The organism is Bacteroides acidifaciens (assembly GCF_024623065.1).
Lineage (GTDB): Bacteria > Bacteroidota > Bacteroidia > Bacteroidales > Bacteroidaceae > Bacteroides > Bacteroides acidifaciens.
In genome coordinates this window covers 110,089-135,291 of record NZ_JANJZR010000004.1, presented here as the reverse complement: position 1 = coordinate 135,291, position 25,203 = coordinate 110,089, and the positions used below count along the sequence as shown (strand labels likewise).

Below are 25,203 nucleotides of genomic sequence, written 5' to 3'. Positions count from 1 at the left end.
GACTCGAACACCGTAAAATCAGCGTTCGAGCCATACTTTATTGCGCTATTTGAGTTTTATCGGACAGCAATAATATTTTTTAAGTCCATTTAAACAACTCGTCCATCTTATTTGCAGCACCTACCTGAGCTTCATCCATGATTTTAGCGTAGATTTCTGTTGTCTGAATCTTCAAATGTCCCAACTGCTTTGCTACAACAGCAATGGGAATGCCGCTACTAAGCAACACGGTTGCATTAGAATGGCGTGCACAATGATAGGTTATCTTTTTCTCTATGCCAGCATCCTTTATCCAGAGAGCCAATCGCTCATTGGCATAATCATTCTTGGGAAGGCAGAACAGAGGAGTGTTATTGTCAACCGCATGAGGGAGCAGATTCAAAGCAACCTGAGGTACATACACCTTAAGATGCTGCTTGGTCTTAACCATTATAATGTCAATATACTTACCATTTGCGTCTGTATGAATGTCACTCTTTGTTATCGCCTTTAAGTCACTCCAACGAAGTCCGGTATAGCAACTGAACAAGAAGGAAGGCTTGATGTCATACTTACCATGAGTGAATGGAGTATTAATCAGCATGTTGATCTCTTTATGAGACAGAAACTCTCTTGTGCCTTTCTTTGCAGGAACCTTCTCTTTCGAATTTAATTCGTTCATTGTGTTGTGAGCAATCAACGATTCTCTTACCGCCGTATTCAGCGCGTTGTTGAGAGTTGCAATAAGTCGGTTCTGAGAATTCTGTCCTATAAGTACCTCTTTACGTTTATTCGGGTCTTTGGATCGCTGAAAATTCAGATTCAACGCCTTGTGCTTGAGATGATCAATAAAGAGAAGACACCATTTCTTGTCAATATCTCCAAGCTGACTATGTGGACGGAATAGTTCTGAATGCTGAGCAAGTGAGTTCATGGATGAATAGGTACTATGACGATTACCTGTTTCCTTCAACGACCGTTCTGCCAATTCCTTTGCATAATCAGACAACAAGACCTTTGTCTTTGGCAATGGTTTGAAGTCTGCTTCCTCACGCTCCAGGTCTGCATTTAGCGTATCGCATACCACTTGCTGTAATCTAAGTTTCTCTTGATTCTCGAGTTTGACTGATTGATCCTTTTCTATGCATAGGATTACTCCAGTTGTTTCGCGCTCTCGCACACGGAATTTTCCACTGCCACTACTGTGATAACGCACCAATGATACATTGCCCGTTTTCAATGGTCTGCCGACGAGGTAGACCTTACGATGCACCTTGCTTGAAGTCAAGGAATAGCCGGCGATGATTTCATCCGCTGTCTTGTACAATTTCTTTTTGGCCATAATCAATATTTTAATGTTATGACGCAAAGTTAAGAACTTCGGATGTGTGGACAACGTGTGGACAAAAGTCGGAAAATAAAAGAAAAATACTCAAAAAATGGAAAGATGCAAAAGTCGCTGTAATCTTCCAAAACCCCGATAAATACTTGGCTTTTAATTGATTTCATTGGATTTTCTTTCTGATTGTTTACCATGAGAAAACCTCAAATCCAGTCAACCCCAGAATATACATTCGACAGAATAGCGATTATTCAGAACGCTTTCTGAGGTTGCAAAGATACTAAATATTTTGAATTGGCGAAAAGTCATTAACCAATATTACAAATTCTATATTCCTATAGAAAATAGCACCACAGGAAATTTGAATCCAATAAATATAATGTTGCTTTTCTTATGAAACTCCGGAAATCATTAACATTTCCACCCATTACAGGCATGGCACAACCGGGCACGGGTAGAATGATTCCTTTGCCGGATATAAGGTCAATGTCATCTCTTTGTAGCCGAGATAGTTGAACCGAAGTTGCCCTTGCACTTGCATCATTTGGGCTGTTATTGGAAAAGAAGAAGAGTAACAACATGATAAAATAAAGTTTCTTCATAATATTATTAGTAGTTTGAACAATAAACTATTAAAACTCTCTAAAGTATGGGGATATGCACTTTTGGGAACATATTTGTTTTATGCTCAGTGCTTTCATCCTATTCAAGCAAATTTTATGAAAAATCAGACTCTTTCTTGCTCGTTTCCGGCATAGTTTAGTACCTTTGCCGACAATAAATAACCAATCAACATCCATAAAATAATGACTTCTCATTTCGACTTCTCCGAAGTCCCCTACTCCTTCGGCCTGTGCGCCGCCGAAAACTGCCCGAAAGCCTCAACCTGCCTGCGCCGGATTGCCATGCAGTATGCTCCCATCAACAGAATTTTCCTGCCGATGATGAACCCTAACCGGATATCAGCCGGAAAAGGTAAATGTGATTACTATTGTTCGAACGAGAAAACCCGCTTTGCACTTGGCTTTACACGCACGGCAAACGCACTCACCGTGCGGATGGCAAGTACGTTCCGCTACCGGATGATTAGCTACTTCGGACGCAAGAATTACTACTTGAAACGCCGGGGAGCACTGAAAATCACTCCTGCCGAACAGATACATGTCATAAACGTTGCTAAAGAACTGGGGGTAGTACTGGATGACTATTTCGACGGTTATATAGAAGAATACAACTGGAACGCTTAGTCGTTCCTGTCATGTCTTCGGAAGAAATTTCCGTTTCTACAGAGAACACTGTTATATCCCTTTAGAACCATGGTGGTTTCCCTATAAGGAAACGCCCGTTTCCTCGTAGAGACACGGGCGTATCCCCATAGGGAAACCATCGTGCCCCCGTAGGGAAACGAACGTATCCAATAAGGGAAACAGCAAGGAAACTGTAACATTCTAACAAACAACTATATATCTTTATCACGCTTTGCCTTGCTCCATGTATTCTTTAAATCTTAAGTTATACAACTTTAAATAAAATCACCGATATTTCGGAATAACTACACTAAAAATACAAGACGACATTATCAAAATCCTATATCAAAACACTATCTTTACGGGGTAAATTTATTCTTAACACAAAAAGATATCATGAAGAAACTCTTACTTACCGGTTTATTTTTAGGAAGTTGTGCAATCCTCCCGGCACAGAAAACGACTAAAATACCAACTGTTTACAAACCCGTCCGTACGGAAATGTACAAGAAAGGATGGATAGATTTCAACAAGAACGGTGTCAAAGATATCTACGAAGACCCGACGGCACCTATCGAAGCACGTATAGAAGATTTGCTCAGCCGGATGACATTGGAAGAGAAAACATGCCAAATGGTGACCCTATACGGGTACAAACGGGTTTTGAAAGATGATTTGCCTACTCCCGAATGGAAAAGCCAACTCTGGAAAGACGGTATCGGTGCCATTGACGAGCATCTGAACGGTTTCCAGCAATGGGGACTTCCACCGTCGGACAACGAATATGTATGGCCGGCCTCTAAACATGCCTGGGCACTGAATGAAGTGCAACGTTTCTTCGTTGAAGAAACACGGCTCGGGATTCCTGCGGACTTTACCAACGAGGGAATTCGCGGAGTGGAGAGTTATAAGGCTACCAATTTTCCGACCCAACTGGGATTGGGACATACATGGAACCGGCAACTTATTCACCAGGTAGGACTGATTACCGGACGTGAAGCCCGCATGCTGGGATATACCAATGTATATGCCCCGATACTCGATGTAGGACGCGACCAGCGGTGGGGACGCTATGAAGAAGTGTATGGGGAATCTCCTTATCTGGTTGCGGAATTAGGAATAAAAATGGTGAAAGGCATGCAGCACAATCACCAGGTAGCAGCTACCGGAAAACACTTTATCGCTTATAGCAACAATAAAGGCGCACGTGAAGGAATGGCTCGTGTAGACCCGCAGATGTCACCACGCGAAGTGGAGATGCTCCATGTCTACCCTTTTAAAAGAGTTATCCGCGAAGCGGGATTGCTCGGTGTGATGAGTTCTTATAACGACTATGACGGCTTTCCGATTCAGAGCAGCTATTACTGGCTGACTACCCGCTTGCGCGGTGAAATGGGATTCCGTGGATATGTGGTTTCGGACAGTGATGCCGTAGAATATCTTTATACCAAACACAGGACTGCCAAAGATATGAAAGAAGCTGTTCGCCAAAGTGTGGAAGCCGGACTGAATGTGCGTTGTACGTTCCGCTCGCCGGATTCGTATGTATTGCCGTTAAGGGAGCTGGTGAAAGAAGGCGGATTGAGCGAAGAAGTCATCAATGACCGTGTACGCGATATTCTGAGAGTGAAGTTCCTTGTCGGCTTATTCGATAATCCTTATCAGACAGATTTGAAAGGAGCGGATGAAGAAGTAGAAAGGAAAGAAAACGAGGAAGTCGCTTTGCAAGCCTCCCGCGAATCTATCGTACTCTTGAAAAACGATAAGAATGTGCTGCCGCTGGATGCATCAAGTATCCGAAAGATAGCAGTCTGCGGGCCGAATGCGGATGAACGTTCGTATGCGCTGACTCATTACGGTCCTTTGGCAGTAGAGGTTACTTCTGTCCTAAAGGGTATTCAGGAAAAGATGAAAGGCAAAGCGGATATACTTTATACGAAAGGCTGCGACCTGGTAGATGCCAACTGGCCGGAATCCGAATTGATTGACTATCCTCTGACGGATGAAGAGCAAAAGGAAATAGACAAAGCTGTCGGTCAGGCAAAACAGGCAGATGTAGCAATCGTAGTATTAGGTGGCGGACAACGTACGTGCGGGGAGAACAAATCCCGTAGCAGTCTCGACTTACCCGGCCGCCAACTCGATTTACTAAAAGCGGTAGTGGCCACCGGCAAGCCTGTCATACTGGTTCTTATCAACGGACGTCCCTTATCTATCAATTGGGCAGACAAGTTTGTCCCGGCTATTCTTGAAGCATGGTATCCGGGGTCTAAAGGTGGGATAGCAGTAGCAGATGTACTCTTTGGGGATTATAATCCCGGTGGTAAACTGACTGTAACTTTCCCCAAAACCGTAGGTCAAATACCCTTCAACTTCCCTTGCAAACCCTCTTCCCAGATTGATGGCGGCAAGAATCCGGGAGCGGACGGCAATATGTCTCGCGCCAACGGTGCATTATATCCTTTCGGATACGGGCTGAGTTATACCACTTTCGAATATTCCGGCTTGAAAATCTCTCCGGCCATTATCACTCCCAACCAGAAGACTTATGTCTCTTGTAAAGTGACCAATACCGGAAAACGGGCAGGAGACGAAGTAGTGCAACTGTATGTGCGTGATGTACTGAGCAGCGTCACCACTTATGAGAAGAACCTCGCCGGCTTTGAACGGGTACATCTGAAACCGGGCGAGACAAAAGAAATCACTTTCCCCGTCGACCGCAAGGCACTGGAGTTATTGAATGCCAATATGCATTGGGTAGTAGAACCGGGTGATTTCACATTGATGCTGGGAGCCTCTTCTACCGATATTCGCCTGAACGGAACGCTGACTGTTGTTGAACCGGGGCAAACACCTGCTGCAAACACTGCCAAAGACAGTAGTCCTGTCAGCGCCAGCACCAACACAGAAACAGCCGATAAGGTAATTGACAATAATTTAACTACGTCCTGGGAAGGCAATAAAGGAGATTACATTACCTTTGCCTTGCAGAACGGAGCCAAAATAGACGGGGTATCCATTGCCTTCTCCCGCGAGAACGGGCCGGAGGCAGACTTTGAGATACAACTATCCAGTGGCGGCGGGCAATTCCTCACTGTATATTCCGGCACAGTGAAAGAGTACAACAAACTGTTGGACTTCCGTTTCAAAGGTACTACCGCCAGCGATTTACGCATTGTATTAGGCAGTGACCGGGTGGGAGTAGCAGAGGTAAAACTGCCTCAATTAAAGAAGTAATAACCAATACCCAAACAATCCATATGATAAAATTTATCGCCACTATCTGTATAATCAGTATGACCACCATCAGTTGCACATCAAAAAAGACTGCCCGGACTGAAAGTTCCGAACCAGTGAATCAAGAGTTAACAATGCTTGTAGGTACATATACCGCAGGAGACAGTAAAGGAATTTACAGCTTCCGTTTCGATGAAGAAACGGGGACAGCCACTGCACTCAGTGAAGCAGAAGTAGAAAATCCCTCTTATCTCGTATCTTCTGCCGACGGGAAATTTGTGTATGCAGTCAGTGAGTTCAATAATGAACAGGCTGCCGCCAACGCATTTGCCTTCGATAAGGAAAAAGGGACTTTCAAATTGCTGAACTCACAGAAAACCGGTGGCGAAGACCCTTGCTATATCATCACGAATGGAAAGAATGTGATAACCGCCAATTATAGTGGCGGCAGCATCTCCGTTTTTCCCATTGCAAAAGATGGTTCACTCCTGCCCGCTTCCGATATTATAAAATTCGAAGGTTCGGGAGCCGACAAAGAACGGCAGGAAAAGTCACACTTGCATTGTGTCCGTATTACTCCGGACGGTAAATACCTGTTTGCCGATAATTTAGGGACAGACCAGATACATAAGTTTATCATTAATCCGGACGCAAATGCAGAGAACAAAGAACGTTTTCTCAAAGAGGGTTCTCCTGCCGCTTTCACAGTGGAAGCCGGTTCAGGCCCCCGACATCTGACATTTGCCCCGAATGGCAACTATGCTTATCTGATAAACGAACTTTCGGGCACGGTAATCGCTTTCGAATATAAGGATGGAAACTTGAAAGAGATTCAGACAATAGCCGCCGACACAGTCGGAGCAAAAGGAAGCGGTGATATTCATATCAGCCCGGACGGTAAGTTCCTATATGCCAGTAACCGGCTGAAGGCGGACGGTATCGCTATCTTCCGTATCGACTCCGAAAACGGGAAGTTAACGAAAACAGGTTATCAATTGACAGGGATTCATCCGCGTAACTTCATCATTACGCCCAATGGAAAATATCTGTTGGTGGCTTGCAGGGATAGTAATGCGATTCAGGTTTATGAAAGGGATGCGGATACGGGATTATTGACCGATATACAGAAGGATATAAAAGTAGACAAACCTGTCTGTCTGAAATTTGTGCCGTAACTACAGTATAACTAACATACAAAAGTATAACTAACGAACAAAAGATAGCCACAGCCTATTCAAGCAAGAGGTTATTCTCACCACGATGGGGGAAAATTCTCATTGCAATGAGAAAAAGTTCTCACTACTATGAGTATTTTTTCTCATCGTAGTGAGAATAATCGAGAATTTGTACTTCCCTAATAATGTTCTTATCCTATCAGGCTTCTAAAAGCCTGAATCCCCTGATGATTTTAATGTCCAATCTTTCTACCTCACTTAATAACCGGACGGATTTCTCCTTCTGGTTCAACCCCCAATATCCTAATGCCATCATATATTTGCAGTGAATTACGTTCCTTATCGTCAAGTCATCCTCCCAAATCAACAAGTCGGGTAGAGATACTGCAAAATAATCCATTTTAATCTTGTCAAACAAGTGTTTTTCGCCGTAAGAGGTCAATTTATGAAAGCGACCGTTAGCCTCATCCATACGCCCGAGCTTCAATTATTGTATAGACGGATCCGGATGGTACCGCATCGGCGAACAGGAATATACGGTATCCGCCAACCAGTATTTTATTCTCCCTGCGGGAGCTCCTCATGCCTATGCTTCCGACAAATCGTGTCCATGGACTATTGTACACGAATCAATTTATTTGAAGAGATATTCAATACTTTGAAGAATGGTTATAGTAATGAGAACCTGCGTTATGCATTCTCTATGTTTCATTTCTATTTGGGAACATTGCGATATATACAACAATTTCACAATGCAACTGCAAATAATGATGCAGCAGGAAGACGAAAATGTAAGCGAACTAGCGATTCATCATATGAAAGAAAACGGGGCATAGCCCACTGACTTACTTCTCCCGTCTATTCAGCAAAATCATGGGAATGTCGCCACGGGAATACCGCAAGTCGAAGAAAGGGTAATATACTTTTCGGAAAGAATTGAAAAAGAAAGCTGTGTCAACGGAATCTTCTTTTCAAAACCGGACACAGCTTTTTTATTTAATAATGCTCTCTATATAACTGGATTATTTCTTTTCAACAACCAGAATGAACTGGCGCAAATAAACCTGTTGCTCTTCATTGCTGACATTAGTAAACCGGATAAACTTAACTGGAGTTTTTTGTAGACTTGCACTCAGACGGGCATCCTTCTGTGCTAATTCTATTGTTTTCCATTCCTTACCATCTACGGAAACTTCAAAACGCCCCCATGTGCACGGTTCTTTTTTACCAAAGTTAATACTGATATTTTCTCCAGGATAAACATTATCCAACTCTATTTCCACAGTATTTCCCGCTGCCCATTTCACAACTTCATTGGACGGTGAGATAAGTATCCGGTCGGCCTTGACCTGCAATGGCAGATTCTTTATCTGTTCCACATTGCTAACTAACTTATGAGGCATATAATTTGTAGTAGCATCCAGTCGGTTTCCTGTCTTTTGATTATAGCGGTTCACAGCCGTTACAAACAGTTCATCAATCAACGGTTTGATAATTTTTGAAGCAACCTTCACTCCCGGCTGATAAGGATTCTGATTGTAGTTCTGATCGGTATGGAACATTTGCTGCTGCAAAGACTTGACATGATTATATTTACGTAAAAAATAAGGTTGTGAATCTTGTTGTTGGGCTACCACCAACTTCAAGACTTCTTCACCTAGTTCTCCCATCAGCTTGAACTGATATAGCCAGGGAGTAATTTCTTTAATAAGCGGTTCGTTCTCCGTATTTGTCAGCAGAATATCGCTCGCTTCTCCCATACGTTCAAACGTATTCTGCAAGGTTTCAAAGTCGGCCTTTTCATAACTGCCGTCTTTGACATAGCTTTTGAGGAAGCGTTCTACAGCTGGCTGGATGTCCATAGATTCTTCCCGACGGTAACCGTGCCCATTGGGACCCAGGTCGGAATTATGCATGGCAAAACATTCCAGTTCGGCGGCCGCTCCCGGCAGGATGTTGCGGATAGCGTCTTTCCATGTTTTCCATGTATCGTATTTAGTCGGATTCCATGCATAACTTGCTACACTGAAAATGGCAATCCTCGATGCTTCCGCATGTTCCATCGGATTGGTGACAAATCCTGCCATCTCGTTGGCTATTGAAGTATCATTACCGTAAACTTGTCCGAGCAACAAATGATCGCGTACATAATCGGATACAGGGAAGTTCCACCAAATATAGGCCGGACGCTTGATACGCTCGTTAATCCAGTTGATGCCGTCACGGGTAATATCCGAAACGACACGATCGCCTGTCCACATTATTTGGATGGAAGGATTCAGTTTCTCACCAAGCGTAGTGAGATAATTGCCTTTCGGATTAGACCAGCTTTTGTTATATTCCGTAGGACACATGACAAGGGGAGTCACATCCGACTTTACTTTCACGAAATTATCATCAATATAGTTCAGTAGTTCCGCTTGTTTCCGAGGATTCGTTCCTTCGCCGGAAATATCATCAAAGAATACGGCAAACGAACGGACACCAAGCTGGTACATCTTCTCAAATTTGGCAAGTAACAAGTCCCGGTCTTCCTGATTCCATTTGATGTCCTGTCCCGGATGGATGGCCCATACAAAATCGACTTCGTTCTCGCCGGCGACTTTTACCAATTCCTGCAACTGTGCAGCTTCTTTTTCAGGATAAGGCAGACGCCAGTTGGGAGCACTATGATACGGATCGTCTTTCGGGCCGTATATATAAGTATTCATCTTATTCTCTCCATAAAACTTCAATTGGCGAAGTCGTGCCTGATGGCTCCAGGGAGTTCCATAAAATCCTTCTACTACACCACGGTAACGGATGGAAGGATAATCCTTAATCTCCACTTCCGGCAATTTTCCATCTTTCAGCAGTTGCACAAAAGTCTGCAAAGCGTAGTAAGTGCCCCGTTCGTCATTTCCTGCCAGAACGATTTCCTTATCGGTTACCGACAAGTAATAGGCTTCATCGCAATTGGGAATCAGGCGGCTATACTTCCGTATGCTCTTGTCTCCTTTCTCACCGATATAGATACGGAGTCCGTTCTTGGTGCTTTGCTTGCCATGAAGCAACTCTTTGAGAATTTCCACTGCATGCGGATTTGCTTCTTTTTCACCTACCAATTGGTAGATGGCGGGCAGAGCAACGGTTTTGTCACGGGTAATAAGCTCTTGGGGAGCAGGTTGCAAGCTAATATTCTGCGAGAATGCAGTGAGGGCACACGAGAGACAAGCTCCTAAAAAGTAAATCTTGCTGTTCTTCATAAATAGTAATAATGAGGGTTAGTTATCTTTGATACAAAGATAACATCAATTTATCAATTTGAACAAACAAAATATTCACAAACTTGCGTATTTCTGATTTATTATTCCTATCTTCGAATGTTATTTAAGAATTACAAAACCACATTCTTACGAATATGAAAAACAAACACCTTTTATCATTATCATTGTTCATCTGCGTATGTACGATGCTAACAGCACAAGAAATTGCCATCATTCCCCGCCCGGCCCATCTCACGGTAGAGGAGGGATGCTTCAAATTCGACAATCGACTCAAAGCTAAAGTCCCACCTTATCAGGGAGACAGTGTCCGTATCCTCTTCGATGCTTTCAAGAACGAGTTCCGGAAGGCAACCGATATCCGTATTTCCCCTACCCGTCGGGATGCGGAAGCTGCCATCATCTTGGAGCTGAACCGCCAATTACCCGCCGAAGGTTACCACCTCAATGTTTCTACCAAACAAATCCGGATTGAGGCAGCACGCCCTGCCGGTTTTTACTATGCACTGCAAACATTGAAACAACTGATGCCCCGCAACGTAATGGCAGGCGTTCCCGCCCCCAGTCACGAAGAATGGAGCATCCCCGCTGTCAGTATCAAAGATACCCCCCGCTTCGAATGGAGAGGATTCATGTTGGACGAAGGCAGACATTTCTTCGGGAAGGATGAAATAAAAAGAGTTATTGACATGATGGCAACCTACAAAATGAACCGCTTCCACTGGCACCTTACAGAAGACCAAGGATGGAGAATTGAAATAAAAAAATATCCCCGACTGACGGAAATCGGCGCATGGAGAAACAGCAACACCCTGACATACGGCAGTGTGAAAACGGATACCGAACGCTACGGCGGATTCTATAGCCGGAAAGATATTAAAGAAATTGTAGACTACGCCCGTCAACGATTTATAGAAATCATTCCTGAAATAGATATTCCCGGACACTCGCAAGCCGCCGTTGCCGCTTATCCTGAATTCCTATCCTGCGACCCCGAGAATCCCCACGAAGTATGGCTGAGTCAAGGTATTTCAACGGATGTCATCAACGTAGCTCATCCGAAAGCCATGCAGTTTGCCAAAGATGTGATAGACGAACTCACAGACTTGTTCCCCTTCGGTTACATCCACCTGGGCGGTGACGAATGCCCTACCGACAAATGGAAAAAGAATGAAGATTGCAAAAGACTCCTGAAAGAAATTGGTTCCGACAATTTCAAGGATTTACAGATTTACTTCTACAAACAACTGAAAGACTACATGGCAACCAAGCCTGCCGACAAGCAACGGCAACTGATATTCTGGAACGAAGTGCTGCACGGAAACACAGATATACTAGGCAATGATATCACCATCATGGCATGGGTAGGTGCCAACCAGGCTGCCAGACAGGCAGCCACTCGCGGCATGCATACTATCCTGACTCCACAAATCCCCTACTACATCAACCGTAAACAATCGAACCTGCCCACCGAACCTATGTCGCAAGGACATGGCACGGAAACAGTAGAAGCCGTCTATAACTACCAACCGATGAAAGATGTGGACGAGAAACTACAACCTTATTATAAAGGAGTGCAGGCTAACTTTTGGACTGAATGGGTGACCACCCCTTCTGTCCTTGAATACTTGATGCTACCACGCCTTGCCGCCGTTGCCGAAGCGGGGTGGACTCCGCAAGACAAACGGAATTACGAAGACTTCAAGACACGGATTCGCCGGGATGCAATGCTGTATGAACTTAAAGGATGGAATTACGGCAAACATATCATGAAATAATCATACTCTAAAGATGAGGGATGTCTCAAAGTCAGACAGTCCTCATCTTTTTCCGCAGCCAGAACTAACTATTCGAAAAACAGAAGTTCGCCTCCATCCGATTCCGCATAGTCCTTTAATAAAGACTGAATCATTTCGGCAGCTTCCTTCAAACCTTCTTTTCCATTGTAGCCGTTGACTATAGCAAGAATATGAGTGGTCCCGACATCCATTTTCGTACGCTCATGGTCGCTTGTAGGCGTTCCGATTCCGCCAAAAGAATCCCGATATACGGGCAGCCCTTCGATATTCAGCACACCGCGTCCGATACCTTCAAACGGTTCTCCTGCTTTGCCGATACCGAGTTCAAGGCGCGTACCTTGTATCTTATCGGCATCAAAACCACCGATCGAATGTCCCGTGCGGAGAGAAACAAGGTTGATAAGGTCTACCAACGTATCAATCTGGTACAAAGGAATTCCACGCATCAGGCGACGGCGCAAAGCTTCCGCTGACGGACGGTAACGTCCGGGATCTTTTCCGCAACGCTTGTACGCTTCGCGGGTGGCTGCAATCACCGGCTGACGTTTGATGTCTTCCATTTGCGTAGTGGCAGTCAGTTGTTCGGTGAAAGCATGGATTTCCTTCCAAAGTCCTTCGCAGTAAGCGGTGTTCTTCACTGCCGCATATATGGCCGCTCCGGCAAAAACCGGACAAGCGTTTTTTATTTCCTGAGAAACAGTAATTGTATACATCATAAAATATTTAACCGAGTTCTTCAGTCACAAAAATAAGTTTTTTGTTTCAATATCTTGTCTCAATTTAATAGCAATTAATTATATTCTCCTTATCTCCCCTCTCAAATCGTGTTGTTTCATTTTTTAGTAACTTTGCAAAGTTGCAAGGGACAGTGGTTCTTACAGCAGCTTTAATATAAAAAAAGAGAAAGCGTTATGCTTTTATCCTAAATATCAAAAAATCGCCATTTTTTTCACAGAAAGGATAAAACAATACGACGTTCTCGCTTTGTGCTGTAGGTTCGTGATACGTTTGTCACACTCCTATAATTCAAGCGCCGAAGCCAACATAATCCCGGACAAGATACGTCCGGAACGAATTCCTAAGCGACGGGCAGAAAAAAACTCGTCACAATGAGTATAGGTACAAATGCCTGACAGTTCTATCCGGCTGTCGGGTACTCCGAAGTCCAGCAACTGTATCCGGTTGGCTTCCCATAGGTCGATGTGATGTTTTCGCGTCCGTTCGTTCCACACAGAAATACGAGACATATCAAAGTCATGCTGTTGAAACGCTTCGTACACTTCTTCGCCTACTTCAAAAGATTCCCGCGAAATGCTGGGACCAATGCACGCCACCACATCTCCGCCTTCCGTACCGAAGCACCGGTTCATCCGCTGCAAAGTTCGATGAAGGATATACGCCACCGTCCCCCGCCATCCGGCATGAACGGCGGCTATCGCACGATGTTTAAGGTCGTAGAGCAATACCGGCACGCAGTCTGCCGTAGAGACGCAGATGCAATATCCGGGGGCGGAAGTCATCACAGCGTCTATCCCATGCAAGAGTTCCTCTTTCCTTGCGGCAGGCAAGGTATGAAAGGAATCCTCTATGTGAAGTATTTCCACTCCATGCGTCTGCACAGGCACTATCAATTCTATTGGGGGCTGCGGAAATCCCCCTAAAAGGCGTGCCCGATTTTCGCGGACGTTTCCAGGCTCATCACCACAATAATGCGAACAATTGAACGATGCATAAGTTCCCCCGCCTACTCCTCCGTGGCGGGTAGTTACAAAATGAAAAATGTCGGAGTACAAATGCAACGACTCATACCCCAACATCCTATTATCTTCTGTGAGTGAAATCATTTATCTTCCCAATCTTCTTCGTATTCATAATCGAGGTCATCGATATCATCGTCACCATCTTCCTCATATTCATAAACGATGTCTTCATCTTCGCCCATGTCTTTGAGTTCCTGTTGCAGGCGGGTCACGTCTTTCGGGCGGTGAACGATAGCTTCTATCTTATTGCTTTCCTTGTTCAGCTCTTCCCAAAGGATGTCTTTCAATACCGAGATGCCCAAACCGGAAACAGAAGATATGAATACATGTGGAATGCCTTCCGGCAATGTAGGTTCAATCTCGTCCATCAACTCCTGATCGAGCATATCGCTCTTGGTGATGGCCAACACACGTTGCTTGTCCAACATTTCTGGATTGAAGGTACGCAATTCGTTCAGCAGGATATCATATTCCTTACGAATATCGTCGCTGTCTGCCGGAACCATAAACAGCAGTAATGAATTACGTTCGATATGACGCAGAAAACGCAGTCCCAAACCTTTTCCCTGACTGGCTCCTTCGATAATACCCGGTATGTCCGCCATCACAAAGGATTTTCCATCGTGATAGGAAACGATACCCAAGTTGGGTTCGAGCGTAGTAAACGGGTAATCGGCAATTTTCGGTTTGGCAGCCGAAATGGAAGAAAGCAGAGTTGACTTTCCCGCATTCGGGAAACCTACCAGACCGACATCGGCAAGCAGTTTCAGCTCCATGATAACGGTCATTTCCTGCATCGGCTCTCCCGGCTGCGCAAAACGCGGAGCCTGGCGGGTTGCCGTCTTGAAATGCCAGTTACCCAGACCGCCGCGACCGCCTTTGAGCAAAATCACTTCCTGTCCGTCTTCTGTCACGTCACAAAGATACTCTCCGGTTTCGGCATTGTAAACTACTGTTCCGCAGGGTACTTCTATTATTTTATCCGCACCGTCTTTTCCGAAACTACGTCCTTTGCTCCCCGATTCACCATGACCGGCCATTGCGTGACGGTCATACTTCAAGTGCAGCAATGTCCAGTAATTACGGTTACCGCGCAAGATGATATGACCTCCTCTGCCACCATCGCCCCCGTCGGGACCTCCGTTAGGACAATATTTCTCGCGCCTCATGTGCGTAGAGCCTCTTCCGCCCTTACCCGAGCGACAGTATATCTTTACGTAATCAACAAAATTCGATTCAGCCATATTTTTTTAAGAGTTAAAGTAGTCAGTAGTCAGAGCTGTTAATTAGCACACTCCGGCTACTGACTTATTTATTTATAATATTGTATTATTACAATTTATCTACTGCTTCGCAGATTTCAGCGAAGATACCTTCCATACTGCCCAAGCCGTTGATGTGTTGGTATTTCTTTTCGTTCTTGTACCAGTCGATCAGTGGAGCAGTCTGCGAATGATATACGTGCAGACGTTTTTTGATTGTTTCTTCGTTATCATCAGCACGACCGGAATCCTTGCCACGTTTAATAAGACGTACCATCAGTTCTTCTTCCGGAACCTCCAAGTCAAGCATTATAGAAACGTCCTGTCCTCTCTCTGCCAACATTTTCTTTAATGCTTCTGCCTGTGCAATTGTTCTTGGGAAACCGTCGAAAATTACCCCTTTGCTATCTTTGAAGCTGTCGAATACGCTTGCCAGAATATCAATCATTAATTCATCAGGAATCAATTGGCCTTGGTCGATGTAACCTTTAGCTGTTTTACCCAGTTCTGTGCCATTCTTGATTTCAGCACGCAATACATCTCCTGTCGAGATGTGATTGATTCCATACTTTTCTACGATACGTTCGCTCTGTGTTCCTTTTCCTGAACCCGGAGCACCGAAAATTACGATGTTCAACATTTTGTTATTTACAATTTAACGATTTACTATTTACCATTTAAACTGGTACCTATTTAACATTAATCTACTACTGTATAAATATCGGGATAATTACGTCCGAAACCATCATAATCCAGTCCGTAACCTACGATAAAGTCGTTCGGGATTTCCATCGCTACATATTCAATGTTGAGGTTTACCTTGAGCTTTTCAGGTTTCACCAACAGAGAAGCGATATGGATAGCTTCGGGATTGCGTGTACCTAATGTTTCGAGCAGTCGCTGCATCGTCAGTCCTGTGTCTACGATATCTTCTACGATCACAATGGTACGTCCGGCAATGTCTTCATTCAGGCCGATTACCTCTTTAATCACTCCGGTGGAGGTGATGCCCTGATAAGACGCCAACTTCACAAATGATATTTCACAAGGGATGGTGATGTGCTTCAGTAAATCAGCAGTAAACATGAACGAACCGTTCAACACACTAAGAAAAAGCGGATTCTTACCTGCCAAATCGCGGTTAATTTCGTTCGCTACGCGAATCACTTCTTTCTGAATATCTTGTTCCTTAATAGAAACGGTAAACAATTTGTCTTTTATCTGAATGGTATCCATAACCGGTAATTTAAAAATAACCTTGCAAAAATACGATTTTTTATTCTACCTCGTGCATCATCTTCTGTAATTTCTTTGAGAGAAGGTACAGAAAAAGTAGATTAGATGCTTCCCCAAAAAAGAAAGTTCTTATCAAACAGCATAAATCCTGATGATCCACTACATTGTTTTTTCATTTTCATTTCTCATAGTGTAGTGTGCCGGAAGCGGGCATTGAATAAATAGAATCATGCATTCCTTTTGCTTGCTTCCATACACAGTGGCTTAGTCCCACATATTATGGGAAAAGATTCCCTACTGCTTGGGAAAGTATTCCCTAGTGCTTGGGAAAATATTCCCTCATTTTGTGGGAAAGTTTTCTCTTAATACGCGGGAATACTTTCCCACAATATATGGGACAATCGAAACTAAGGAGCATCTTCAAGCAAGAAGCCGTTATTTTATCCAATTTGACTATGAGAAATACCCTGAAACACTATGAGAATAAGGTGGATTTTGAGCTAAAATAGGAGAAAACTTATGAGAAACACCGTTTTGGAAAAGTATTTCTCATAAGATATCTATTTGATTATCTTCCATTTATCTAAAAACTATGAGAATATGAGAAATGCAATGAAGAAATCTTTCGCAGGAAAGCCTGAGAAATAAATGCCTGTAAAGATGGTTTTCTTCCCACAACAAACGGGAAAAGTCAGAAGAATCATGTACATTTGTAATCCGAAAACTAAAAGAACATCGCAATGAAAATATTTCCAAGCAGCAGTATCAAGAAATTGGACGCTTATACCATTGAGAACGAACCTATTGCATCAATCGATCTGATGGAACGTGCAGCAACCGCATTAACAAAAGCCATCACAGACAGATGGAATACGGAAACGCCGGTCACTATCTTTGCCGGACCGGGGAATAATGGCGGAGACGCACTCGCCGTAGCCCGCATGATGGCTGAAAAAGGATATAAAATCGAAGTATTTCTCTTCAACACGAAAGGAGAACTTTCACCCGACTGCCAGACCAATAAAGAACTGGTAGAAATGATGGAAGAAATAAAATTCCACGAAATCAGCACCCAATTCGTACCTCCCGCTCTGACGCCCGACCATCTGGTAATCGACGGATTATTCGGTTCAGGTCTGAACAAACCGTTGAGCGGAGGATTCGCTGCCGTAGTGAAATACATCAATTCCTCTCCTGCCATGGTAGTAGCCATCGACATCCCTTCCGGACTGATGGGAGAAGAAAATACATTCAACGTAAAAGCTAATATTATCCGTGCCGATGTGACTTTCAGTCTGCAACTGCCGAAGCTCGCCTTTCTTTTCGCAGAGAACACGGAATTTGTCGGAGAATGGGAAGTGCTGGACATCCAATTGAGCGAAGACGGCATTGAAGAGATGGAAACGAACTACGAAATGTTGGAAATAGAGGAAATCCGTTCACTCATCAAGCCACGCAAACAGTTTGCCCACAAAGGAAACTTCGGCCATGCACTATTGATTGCCGGTTCGAAAGGAATGGCAGGAGCCTCTGTTCTCGCTGCCCGCGCCTGCCTCCGTTCGGGAGTAGGGTTGCTGACTGTTCATGCACCCATGTGCAACAACGACATCTTGCAGACCTCCATACCCGAAGCAATCGTAGAAACCGACATCAACGAAACCTGTTTTGCCGTACCGACCGACACGGACGACTATCAAGCAGTCGGCATCGGTCCGGGACTGGGACGAAACGAGGAAACGGAAGCTGCCTTGTTGGAGCAACTGGAACATTGCCAGACTCCTGTTGTAGTGGATGCCGACGCTCTTAATATCCTCGCCAACCACCGCCATGCCCTTACCCACCTGCCGAAGGGTTCCATCCTCACCCCGCATCCGAAAGAACTGGAACGTCTGACCGGCAAATGCCAAGACTCTTACGAACGTCTGATGAAGGCTTGCGAACTGGCGCGTACCGCCCATGTCCACATTATCTTAAAAGGAGCCTACTCCGCCATCATCACCCCCGAAGGTAAATGTTTCTTCAACCCGACCGGAAATCCGGGAATGGCAACCGGAGGTAGCGGTGACGTACTGACCGGAGTAATCTTGGCGCTGCTCGCCCAAGGTTATCCCACCGAGGAAGCCGCTAAAATCGGCACGTACATTCACGGATTGGCGGGCGATGTCGCTCAAAAGAAACAAGGCATGATCGGAATGATCGCAAGCGATATTGTCACCTGTCTGCCGACAGCATGGCGACTTGTAAGCGAATAAAAGTTAAGAACTTACCCTTTTTTCAATAACTTCATTAACTTTGTTTTCAAAACCAGTTAAAAAAGAACCGAATATGAAAAAGTTGATTATAGCAGCAGGACTACTTATGACAACGTCCGCCTATGCGCAAACCGAAGTACTGACGGGAGTTACCCAGGGAAAAGACTATGGAGTGGTTTACAGTCTTCCAAAAACCCAGATAGAACTTGAAATAAAAGCCAACAAAGTCAACTATACTCCCGGAGAATTCAGCAAATATGCTGATCGTTACCTGCGACTGACCAACGTCTCCGCCAACCCTGAAGAGTATTGGGAACTGGCTAGCGTAAAAGTGAAATCCATAGGTGTGCCCAACAGCGAAACTACGTATTTTGTAAAATTGAAGGATAAGACAGTAGCACCGCTCATGGAACTGACAGAGGATGGCATTGTTAAAACAATCAATGTTCCTTACAGCAACAGCAGTGTAGGCAAAAAAGCTGCTCCCGCTCCCGCAGTCCTCCAAAAGAAAGCAAATCCTCGCGAATTCCTGACCGAAGAGATTCTGATGGCCAGCTCTACCGCCAAGATGGCCGAGCTGGTGGCTAAAGAAATCTATAACATCCGCGAAAGCAAAAATGCCTTATTGCGCGGACAGGCTGACAATATGCCTTCAGACGGAGCACAGCTTAAAATTATGCTCGACAACCTGAATGCACAGGAAGAAGCCATGACACAAATGTTCTCCGGCACCTGCAACAAAGAAGAGAGAACATTCACCGTCCGCCTTACTCCTGACAAGGAATTCAACAATGAAGTTGCCTTCCGCTTCTCGAAGAAGTTGGGCGTAGTTGCCAACCATGATTTGGCAGGAACTCCGTTTTATATCAGTCTGAAAGACCTGAAATCGGTCAAGATACCACAGGAAGACGGTAAGAAGAAGAAAGATTTGGATGGAATCGCCTACAACGTGCCCGGACAAGCTCTGGTTACACTGACCGACGGTAAAAAGAAACTTTACGAAGGTGAGCTTCCTATTACTCAATTCGGTGTGATAGAATATCTGGCTCCGGTTTTGTTCAACAAGAATTCTACCATCAAAGTTTATTTTGATCCGAATACGGGAGGATTGCTCAAAGTGGACAGAGAAGAAGGGAAATAGAAAAACGAGGAACTAAACTTCTAAAAAACAAAGAATATGGGTGGTGAAGGATATATGCTCGACATGATACGTCGGCTTAGTGAAGGACGGGAAGCTTCCCGCCTACGTCGTGAACGTGCTAACGATAAGTTAAAGCATCTAAACCGCACCAACGAACCTTATCCATTACCCAACACCACTCCCGAAGAAATGGAACGTATCATCCACGACTCGGAGAAAAAGAAAGAGAAAGACAGCAATTATTTTGTTTGGGGAACACTTATTATCATGGGGGTCCTGATAGCAATTGCGGTCATACTTTGGGCTGTATTTATCAAATAAGTTCACCACAGAGGACACGGAGGACACAGAGGTTTAATCTTTTTTATTCACTACAGAGTAATACAGAGTCTCACGTATTTAACGTCAGTTCGATATAATCGTATCTATCACTCTGTTTTTACTTGCGGAAAGAGAGAAAGAGAAAAACTCTGTGTCCTCTGTGGTGAAATTGAAAATTCCCATCTATACGACTGGTATCACCAGTTTTATAAATCCATCTTTCTGCATTTGAGAAAGATAAGCCGATACACGCGACTCGTAACCCTCTTCATTTTGAAAGTGGTCTGCGAGTTTTTCTATAATCTCACGAACATTGCGTTTTCCATCTATCAGTTCCCATACAGCCGTACCGTGTTCTTCCAATTTCACATGAAGTTCTTTCGACATTCCTTTCGGCACAAGGAAGCGTTGCATCCACGGATATTTAAAACGAGGAAAGGAGAGCACCATTGTCTCCCCTTCCCTTTTTGCTGTAATATGTTCACTGCGACAGGGAATGACCTCTAACAGGTTGATCTTCTCTTTAGCAGCCATCAGTTTTTCTTTATTACATATAACATCATTCTTTTATATTGGGTTCTTCCAGTCCGTAGCCCTTCTTCTTGTCGACTATCTTAAGCACGAAACCAAGAATCAGTGCCGCCCCTCCAAGACATGCCAACATCACCAACGGTACCGTATAGTCATATGCAGTAGCCGCCTCTTCGGGAGTAATCACACCATTCTTCAAATCGCTGACAAGTTGCGGATTCGTACGGTCGAGCACCTTACCGATAAGCAACGGGAAAAGCCACAACCCGATGTTCTGTATCCAGAATATCAATGCATACGCGCTACCGATAATCTTTGCATCCACCAATTTCGGCACACTCGGCCACAAAGAAGCCGGAACCAACGAGAAACTGGCTCCCAACACCAGGATAGTGAGGTAAGCAACGATGATTCCACCCACCGGATTGCCTTTGAAACCAGGCAACACGAATGCAAAAGTAAGATGACAGAGGATAAGCAGCACAGATCCCATGACCAGCATGGACGCCGCTTTTCCTTTATGATCTACATAGTTACCCAAAATCGGCGTAATGCCAACAGCCAAAAGAGGGAATACGGCAAATACCGTCTCTGCACTCTGACGCATATACCCCATATAACAGAACACCACCAAAGCTACCACCGCCAACATCAACAGCCCCGATTTCAAATTCTTATTCTTCGAGAAGTTGCTGGCAAACGCAGCAGCAGCCACCACCAACATGATGCAATACTGAATAATAGTCACCGTATTGGTAGCCCAAAAAGAATCGGGCGACACTTCGGTAAACGTCAGATTACACTGCAACATATTAACGGCATACTTTTGGAACGGGAAAATGGCTGAATAGTAAAGCACGCACAATAACGCCACCAACCAAAAACCGCTACTTTTAAGAATCGTACCCAAATCACTAATCTTAAACGGATCATCTTTCTCTTCCGCTTCACCGGTTTGTGCATCCAGTTTTTTGTCCATAAAGAAGTAAACAATGAACATGATTAGTGCTATCATCAACAATACAACTCCGAAAGCTACCGAACGGGATACATCAATGACACCACCTAACTTGGCAAACACCGGTGAGAAAATCATACATGTAGCCACTCCCAAGCGTGCCAGTGCCATCTCCGACCCCATAGCTAACGCCATCTCGCGACCTTTAAACCACTTCACGATACCGCGTGAAACGGTTATTCCTGCCATCTCAACTCCACAACCAAATATCATGAAGCCCACAGCAGACAGTTTTGCCGATGCAGGCATCCCCCTGTAGAAAGGAGAAATACCGAGTTCATCGAACACCGGGATATAATTGAGATTGTTATTAAACCAAGTCTCCAGATTGCTTCCGGCAAAGGCAGTAGTCACGGCATACCAATTGATAACCGCTCCGACCAACATCACCACACCCGATAAAACAGCCGTAAAACGCACGCCCATCTTGTCGAGAATGATTCCCGCAAAAATAAGGAAGAATACAAATACGTTCAAGAAAGTTTCCGAACCCTGCATCGTACCGAAGGCGGTAGAGTCCCAACCACGTGTGGATTGCATCAAATCTTTAATGGGAGAAAGTATGTCCATAAATATGTATGAACAGAACATGGCAAACGCCAGAAACAGCAATACGGTCCATCGCATCGCTGCCGAATCTCTTAATGTTGTTTTCACAGTTTTTTTTGTTTTATGTTAATAAAAAAGAGATGCAAGCAATACCCACATCTCTTTTGAACGGATTTAACCCCAATATTTTAGCTCCGTAACAAAACTTAGTTAACAGAATCCTGCTGAACTGCGTCTGTCTGCGGTGCAGCCGTACCTGCGGGTAAGTTATACGGGTTAGTTTGTTGTTCTTTCTGTGCTTGTTCCAACACTGCGTCTGTAGCAACGGCAGAACGAGGAACAACATAAGCGGTAGCAATGCTCATTACAACCATGAAAATAGCCAGACCCCATGTTGCTTTTTCCAGAAAATCTGTAGTCTTGCGTACGCCCATAATAGCGTTGGATGAAGAAAAACCGGAAGCAAGTCCGCCCCCTTTTGAGTTCTGAATCAGCACGATGAAGCACATCAACAGGGCTGCAATCACCATTAAGATAACGAATAATAAGTACATTTTTAGTTATTTTGAATTAGCGTTAATAATCAATTTCTCCAAAAATCTGATTTGGTCTGCAAAGTAAGCATTTTTTTTTGGATATTTCAAACTTAATTTTTTAATTATTTCAAGTGCTTTCGAATATCGTTGCTGTTTAACATAGATTTTAGCCAAAGTTTCTGTAAAACAGCTATCATCTGACTCTTCTTCCGCACATGTTTCATCTGAAGGAGTAACAAGTGCTTCGGTTTCTTCCCGCATAGGTTTCATTGTACGGGGAGAGTCACTCTCGCTTTTTTCTATGAAGTTGTCAATCAGTTCAAACCCCTTTAGTTTAGGAGTTTCTTCTACCGATGCATCCGTAGCGGAAGTCTCTTCGAGCAAGTAAGAAGTATAGTCCATCGAGTAGTCAAATCCGGTTTGGGCGGTTACTTCTTCGGGAGCCGTGGACAGGAAAGCATCAATCAATGCCAGTGTGCGGTCTACAGACGGCTCGTCTTTCAACACTTCCGTCAGTGCTACCCCTTTTTTTCGGGATTGAAGGTCAAAGCGGCTACCTTCAATCAGTTGGAACAACTTTCGTCGGTCGGCTATGTAAAGAACGGCTTTCCGCAGTTCACCACCGAAATTAATATCATGCAGAATATACAGGTTTTTGAGATACAGCAAGCGAAGCGACTGAAAATACGGATATCTTGCAAGAAGATTGCGCAGTTCATACAGAGTGTCCCTGTTCAGCGTTTCAGGATGCTGAATCCATTGTTGAAAATTAGCGGAAGTCATTTAAATTACCAGTTTGCTACGGTTGCATTAAAAATTTGGTCAGTTATCTCTTTAGACATTTCAGCAATTAACCCGTCTTGTACGGCTGTCAACAGTTGGCTGGAGTCGTAGACACGGAAAGCTGAGAATTGTTGTTCGAAGTCTTCAGCATGGTTTGTGTTGTTGACAAAGCGTACATTGACTGTAATGGTCAGCTTCGTTTCCGAAGAGTAACCATCAGCGGATACTGCCTGATTGTACTGATTGTAACCCGTGATTTCTCCGTCAATCTGCAAGTCCGCATTCTGGTTTGGTTTCAGTAGCTGCAAACGGGTCTGGCGGATGAATATATCTTTCAAGTCTTCATTAAACTTCGTTGCCAACGGAGCGTATACGTACTCCGACTTTATAGGAAAGTCGGCAATGGAAATCGTCTTCACCTTATCATAATTGATAGACGAACCGTTAAATTTATAGGAAACAGTACATGCGATAACCACTACCGGCAAAACAACCAGCAATAAAGGGTGTATTATCTTCTTAATCCAAATCATATTCTTTTATTTTTCTATAAAGTGTACGCTCAGAAATATTCAAATCTTTAGCCGCACTCTTCCGTTTTCCGTGATGTCTCTCAAGCGCTTTGCGTATCATTTCTTTTTCTACTTCATCCAATGACATCGGTGTTTCTTCAACATACTCCTCCGTATCCTGTATGTCATCGTCATCCCTGCAAACAGTGGGTTGAGGTGGCTGTACAGCATGAATAATGGCAGGCACGGAAGGTTGATGGGCAGCCGTCATCACTGGAGTGGTAACCACCGCTCCTACTTGGCTTACTTGTCCGGCACGTTCAGCCATCAGGTTGTGCACCATCTTCTTCAGTTCCGCCACTTCCTGACGCATATCGAACAGAACAGAATAAAGAATCTCCCGTTCACTCTCAAAGCCTTTGCTTTCACGCGTTCCCATCAATGCCGGAAGGCGTTGCATATTTTGCGTAGGAAGATAGGTCTGCAAGATAGCAGCGTTAATCTCCCTATTCGTTTCGATAATCGAAATCTGTTCCGTGATATTTTTCAACTGGCGCACGTTGCCCGGCCACGAATAAGCCAGCAGTTCCTTTTTCGCATCCTCCGTCAACTGAATAGCCGGCATCCGGTATTTCTCCGCAAAGTCCGCCGCAAATTTACGGAACAACAGGAGCACGTCTTCTTCACGCTCACGCAAAGGCGGTATCTGAATGGGCACGGTGTTCAACCGATAATACAAGTCTTCACGGAAACGTCCCTCTGAAATGGCCTGTACAAGATTGACATTGGTAGCCGCCACAATACGCACATCCGTCTTTTGCACCCTGGATGAACCTACTTTCAGAAACTCACCGCTCTCCAAGACACGAAGCAAACGTGCCTGAGTAGGCATCGGCAACTCTCCTACTTCATCGAGGAAAATAGTACCACCGTCCGCTTCACCGAAGTATCCTTTCCGTTCACCGATAGCACCAGTAAAAGCGCCTTTCTCATGGCCGAACAGTTCGGAATCAATCGTACCTTCGGGGATAGCCCCGCAGTTGACGGCAATATACTGCCCGTGCTTTCTCCGGCTGTATTGATGAATAATCTGTGGAAAACTCTCCTTTCCAACACCGCTTTCTCCTGTAATCAGCACGGACAAATCGGTAGGAGCTACCTGAATGGCAACATCGATGGCACGTGACAATGCTTCGGTATTACCAATAATACCGAAACGCTGTTTCACTTGTTGTATCTCCGCTCTTGTCATTACTTCTT

The 25,203-nt window shown here is 44.4% G+C and carries 20 protein-coding genes and 2 pseudogenes; 8 read left to right on the top strand and 14 right to left on the bottom strand.

From position 1 onward, the window contains the following. Positions 1 to 79: 79 nt before the first annotated feature. Positions 80 to 1,321, bottom strand: coding sequence for a site-specific integrase (locus NSB03_RS02175; protein WP_024986247.1), 1,242 nt, complete (start codon positions 1,319 to 1,321; stop codon positions 80 to 82). An 806-nt stretch (positions 1,322 to 2,127) separates the two neighbouring features. On the opposite strand from NSB03_RS02175, the gene NSB03_RS02170 reads away from it, so the two are divergent. The 3 genes from NSB03_RS02170 to NSB03_RS02160 all read left to right on the top strand — a co-directional run bounded on the left by NSB03_RS02170 (position 2,128) and on the right by NSB03_RS02160 (position 6,980). Continuing rightward, positions 2,128 to 2,568, top strand: a complete 441-nt coding sequence (locus tag NSB03_RS02170; protein WP_024986248.1) for a DUF6078 family protein — start codon at positions 2,128 to 2,130, stop codon at positions 2,566 to 2,568. 396 nt (positions 2,569 to 2,964) lie between these two features. Further along, positions 2,965 to 5,805, top strand: a complete 2,841-nt coding sequence (locus NSB03_RS02165; RefSeq protein WP_024986249.1) for a beta-glucosidase — start codon at positions 2,965 to 2,967, stop codon at positions 5,803 to 5,805. Between the two features lie 23 nt (positions 5,806 to 5,828). Next, entirely contained in the window at positions 5,829 to 6,980 is a 1,152-nt protein-coding gene (locus NSB03_RS02160) for a lactonase family protein (protein ID WP_128824217.1), read from the top strand. Between the two features lie 191 nt (positions 6,981 to 7,171). On the opposite strand, the pseudogene NSB03_RS02155 reads toward NSB03_RS02160, so the two are convergent. Next, positions 7,172 to 7,467: pseudogene (locus NSB03_RS02155) on the bottom strand (hypothetical protein); the annotation flags it as partial. Between NSB03_RS02155 and NSB03_RS02150 the strand changes: the two are divergent. Further along, positions 7,463 to 7,898: pseudogene (locus NSB03_RS02150) on the top strand (AraC family ligand binding domain-containing protein); the annotation flags it as partial. The pseudogenes NSB03_RS02155 and NSB03_RS02150 overlap by 5 nt on opposite strands. A 104-nt stretch (positions 7,899 to 8,002) precedes the next feature. Here the strand turns inward: NSB03_RS02150 and NSB03_RS02145 are convergent. Continuing rightward, positions 8,003 to 10,225, bottom strand: coding sequence for a beta-N-acetylglucosaminidase (locus NSB03_RS02145; protein WP_024986251.1), 2,223 nt, complete (start codon positions 10,223 to 10,225; stop codon positions 8,003 to 8,005). A gap of 155 nt (positions 10,226 to 10,380) precedes the next feature. On the opposite strand from NSB03_RS02145, the gene NSB03_RS02140 reads away from it, so the two are divergent. Next, positions 10,381 to 12,021 carry a beta-N-acetylhexosaminidase gene (locus NSB03_RS02140; RefSeq protein WP_257466186.1) on the top strand — a complete coding sequence of 547 codons (1,641 nt, stop codon included), beginning with the start codon at positions 10,381 to 10,383 and terminating at the stop codon, positions 12,019 to 12,021. Positions 12,022 to 12,089: 68 nt separating this feature from the next. Here the strand turns inward: NSB03_RS02140 and NSB03_RS02135 are convergent, their stop codons facing one another. From NSB03_RS02135 to hpt, 5 genes are all read right to left on the bottom strand, one after another. Continuing rightward, the gene (locus NSB03_RS02135; RefSeq protein ID WP_024986252.1) at positions 12,090 to 12,755 is read right to left on the bottom strand and encodes a B3/B4 domain-containing protein; all 666 of its coding nucleotides are present in this window, start codon (positions 12,753 to 12,755) and stop codon (positions 12,090 to 12,092) included. 306 nt (positions 12,756 to 13,061) lie between these two features. Continuing rightward, positions 13,062 to 13,886, bottom strand: coding sequence for a peptidoglycan editing factor PgeF (gene pgeF / locus NSB03_RS02130; protein WP_024986253.1), 825 nt, complete (start codon positions 13,884 to 13,886; stop codon positions 13,062 to 13,064). After that, entirely contained in the window at positions 13,883 to 15,046 is a 1,164-nt protein-coding gene (obgE, locus tag NSB03_RS02125) for a GTPase ObgE (RefSeq protein ID WP_024986254.1), read from the bottom strand. The genes pgeF and obgE overlap by 4 nt, the downstream gene beginning before the upstream one ends. 88 nt (positions 15,047 to 15,134) lie before the next feature. After that, the gene (locus tag NSB03_RS02120; RefSeq protein WP_024986255.1) at positions 15,135 to 15,704 is read right to left on the bottom strand and encodes an adenylate kinase; all 570 of its coding nucleotides are present in this window, start codon (positions 15,702 to 15,704) and stop codon (positions 15,135 to 15,137) included. Between the two features lie 59 nt (positions 15,705 to 15,763). Beyond that, on the bottom strand, positions 15,764 to 16,300 hold the full coding sequence (gene hpt, locus NSB03_RS02115) for a hypoxanthine phosphoribosyltransferase (RefSeq protein WP_024986256.1): 537 nt from the start codon (positions 16,298 to 16,300) through the stop codon (positions 15,764 to 15,766). Between the two features lie 740 nt (positions 16,301 to 17,040). Here hpt and NSB03_RS02110 point away from each other — a divergent pair. The 3 genes from NSB03_RS02110 (at position 17,041) to NSB03_RS02100 (ending at position 20,014) form a co-directional block, all read left to right on the top strand. Then, a complete protein-coding gene (locus NSB03_RS02110; RefSeq protein WP_242357364.1) occupies positions 17,041 to 18,552 on the top strand; it encodes an NAD(P)H-hydrate dehydratase in 1,512 nt (503 codons plus the stop codon). Between the two features lie 73 nt (positions 18,553 to 18,625). After that, a complete protein-coding gene (locus NSB03_RS02105; protein WP_024986258.1) occupies positions 18,626 to 19,693 on the top strand; it encodes a DUF4831 family protein in 1,068 nt (355 codons plus the stop codon). Positions 19,694 to 19,729: 36 nt separating this feature from the next. Beyond that, entirely contained in the window at positions 19,730 to 20,014 is a 285-nt protein-coding gene (locus NSB03_RS02100) for a hypothetical protein (protein WP_065537950.1), read from the top strand. 183 nt (positions 20,015 to 20,197) lie between these two features. Here the strand turns inward: NSB03_RS02100 and NSB03_RS02095 are convergent, their stop codons facing one another. The 6 genes from NSB03_RS02095 to NSB03_RS02070 all read right to left on the bottom strand — a co-directional run bounded on the left by NSB03_RS02095 (position 20,198) and on the right by NSB03_RS02070 (position 25,195). Next, the gene (locus tag NSB03_RS02095) at positions 20,198 to 20,548 is read right to left on the bottom strand and encodes a PqqD family protein (RefSeq protein WP_024986259.1); all 351 of its coding nucleotides are present in this window, start codon (positions 20,546 to 20,548) and stop codon (positions 20,198 to 20,200) included. Positions 20,549 to 20,573: 25 nt separating this feature from the next. Continuing rightward, positions 20,574 to 22,190 (bottom strand): MFS transporter, encoded by a 1,617-nt coding sequence (locus tag NSB03_RS02090; RefSeq protein WP_024986260.1) that lies wholly within the window; start codon positions 22,188 to 22,190, stop codon positions 20,574 to 20,576. Positions 22,191 to 22,318: 128 nt separating this feature from the next. Further along, entirely contained in the window at positions 22,319 to 22,666 is a 348-nt protein-coding gene (gene secG / locus NSB03_RS02085) for a preprotein translocase subunit SecG (RefSeq protein WP_024986261.1), read from the bottom strand. A gap of 6 nt (positions 22,667 to 22,672) precedes the next feature. Beyond that, positions 22,673 to 23,431, bottom strand: a complete 759-nt coding sequence (locus NSB03_RS02080; RefSeq protein ID WP_024986262.1) for a DUF8458 domain-containing protein — start codon at positions 23,429 to 23,431, stop codon at positions 22,673 to 22,675. A gap of 5 nt (positions 23,432 to 23,436) precedes the next feature. Beyond that, the gene (lptE, locus tag NSB03_RS02075; protein WP_024986263.1) at positions 23,437 to 23,964 is read right to left on the bottom strand and encodes an LPS assembly lipoprotein LptE; all 528 of its coding nucleotides are present in this window, start codon (positions 23,962 to 23,964) and stop codon (positions 23,437 to 23,439) included. Beyond that, entirely contained in the window at positions 23,951 to 25,195 is a 1,245-nt protein-coding gene (locus NSB03_RS02070; RefSeq protein ID WP_024986264.1) for a sigma-54 interaction domain-containing protein, read from the bottom strand. The genes lptE and NSB03_RS02070 overlap by 14 nt, the downstream gene beginning before the upstream one ends. Positions 25,196 to 25,203: the final 8 nt, after the last annotated feature.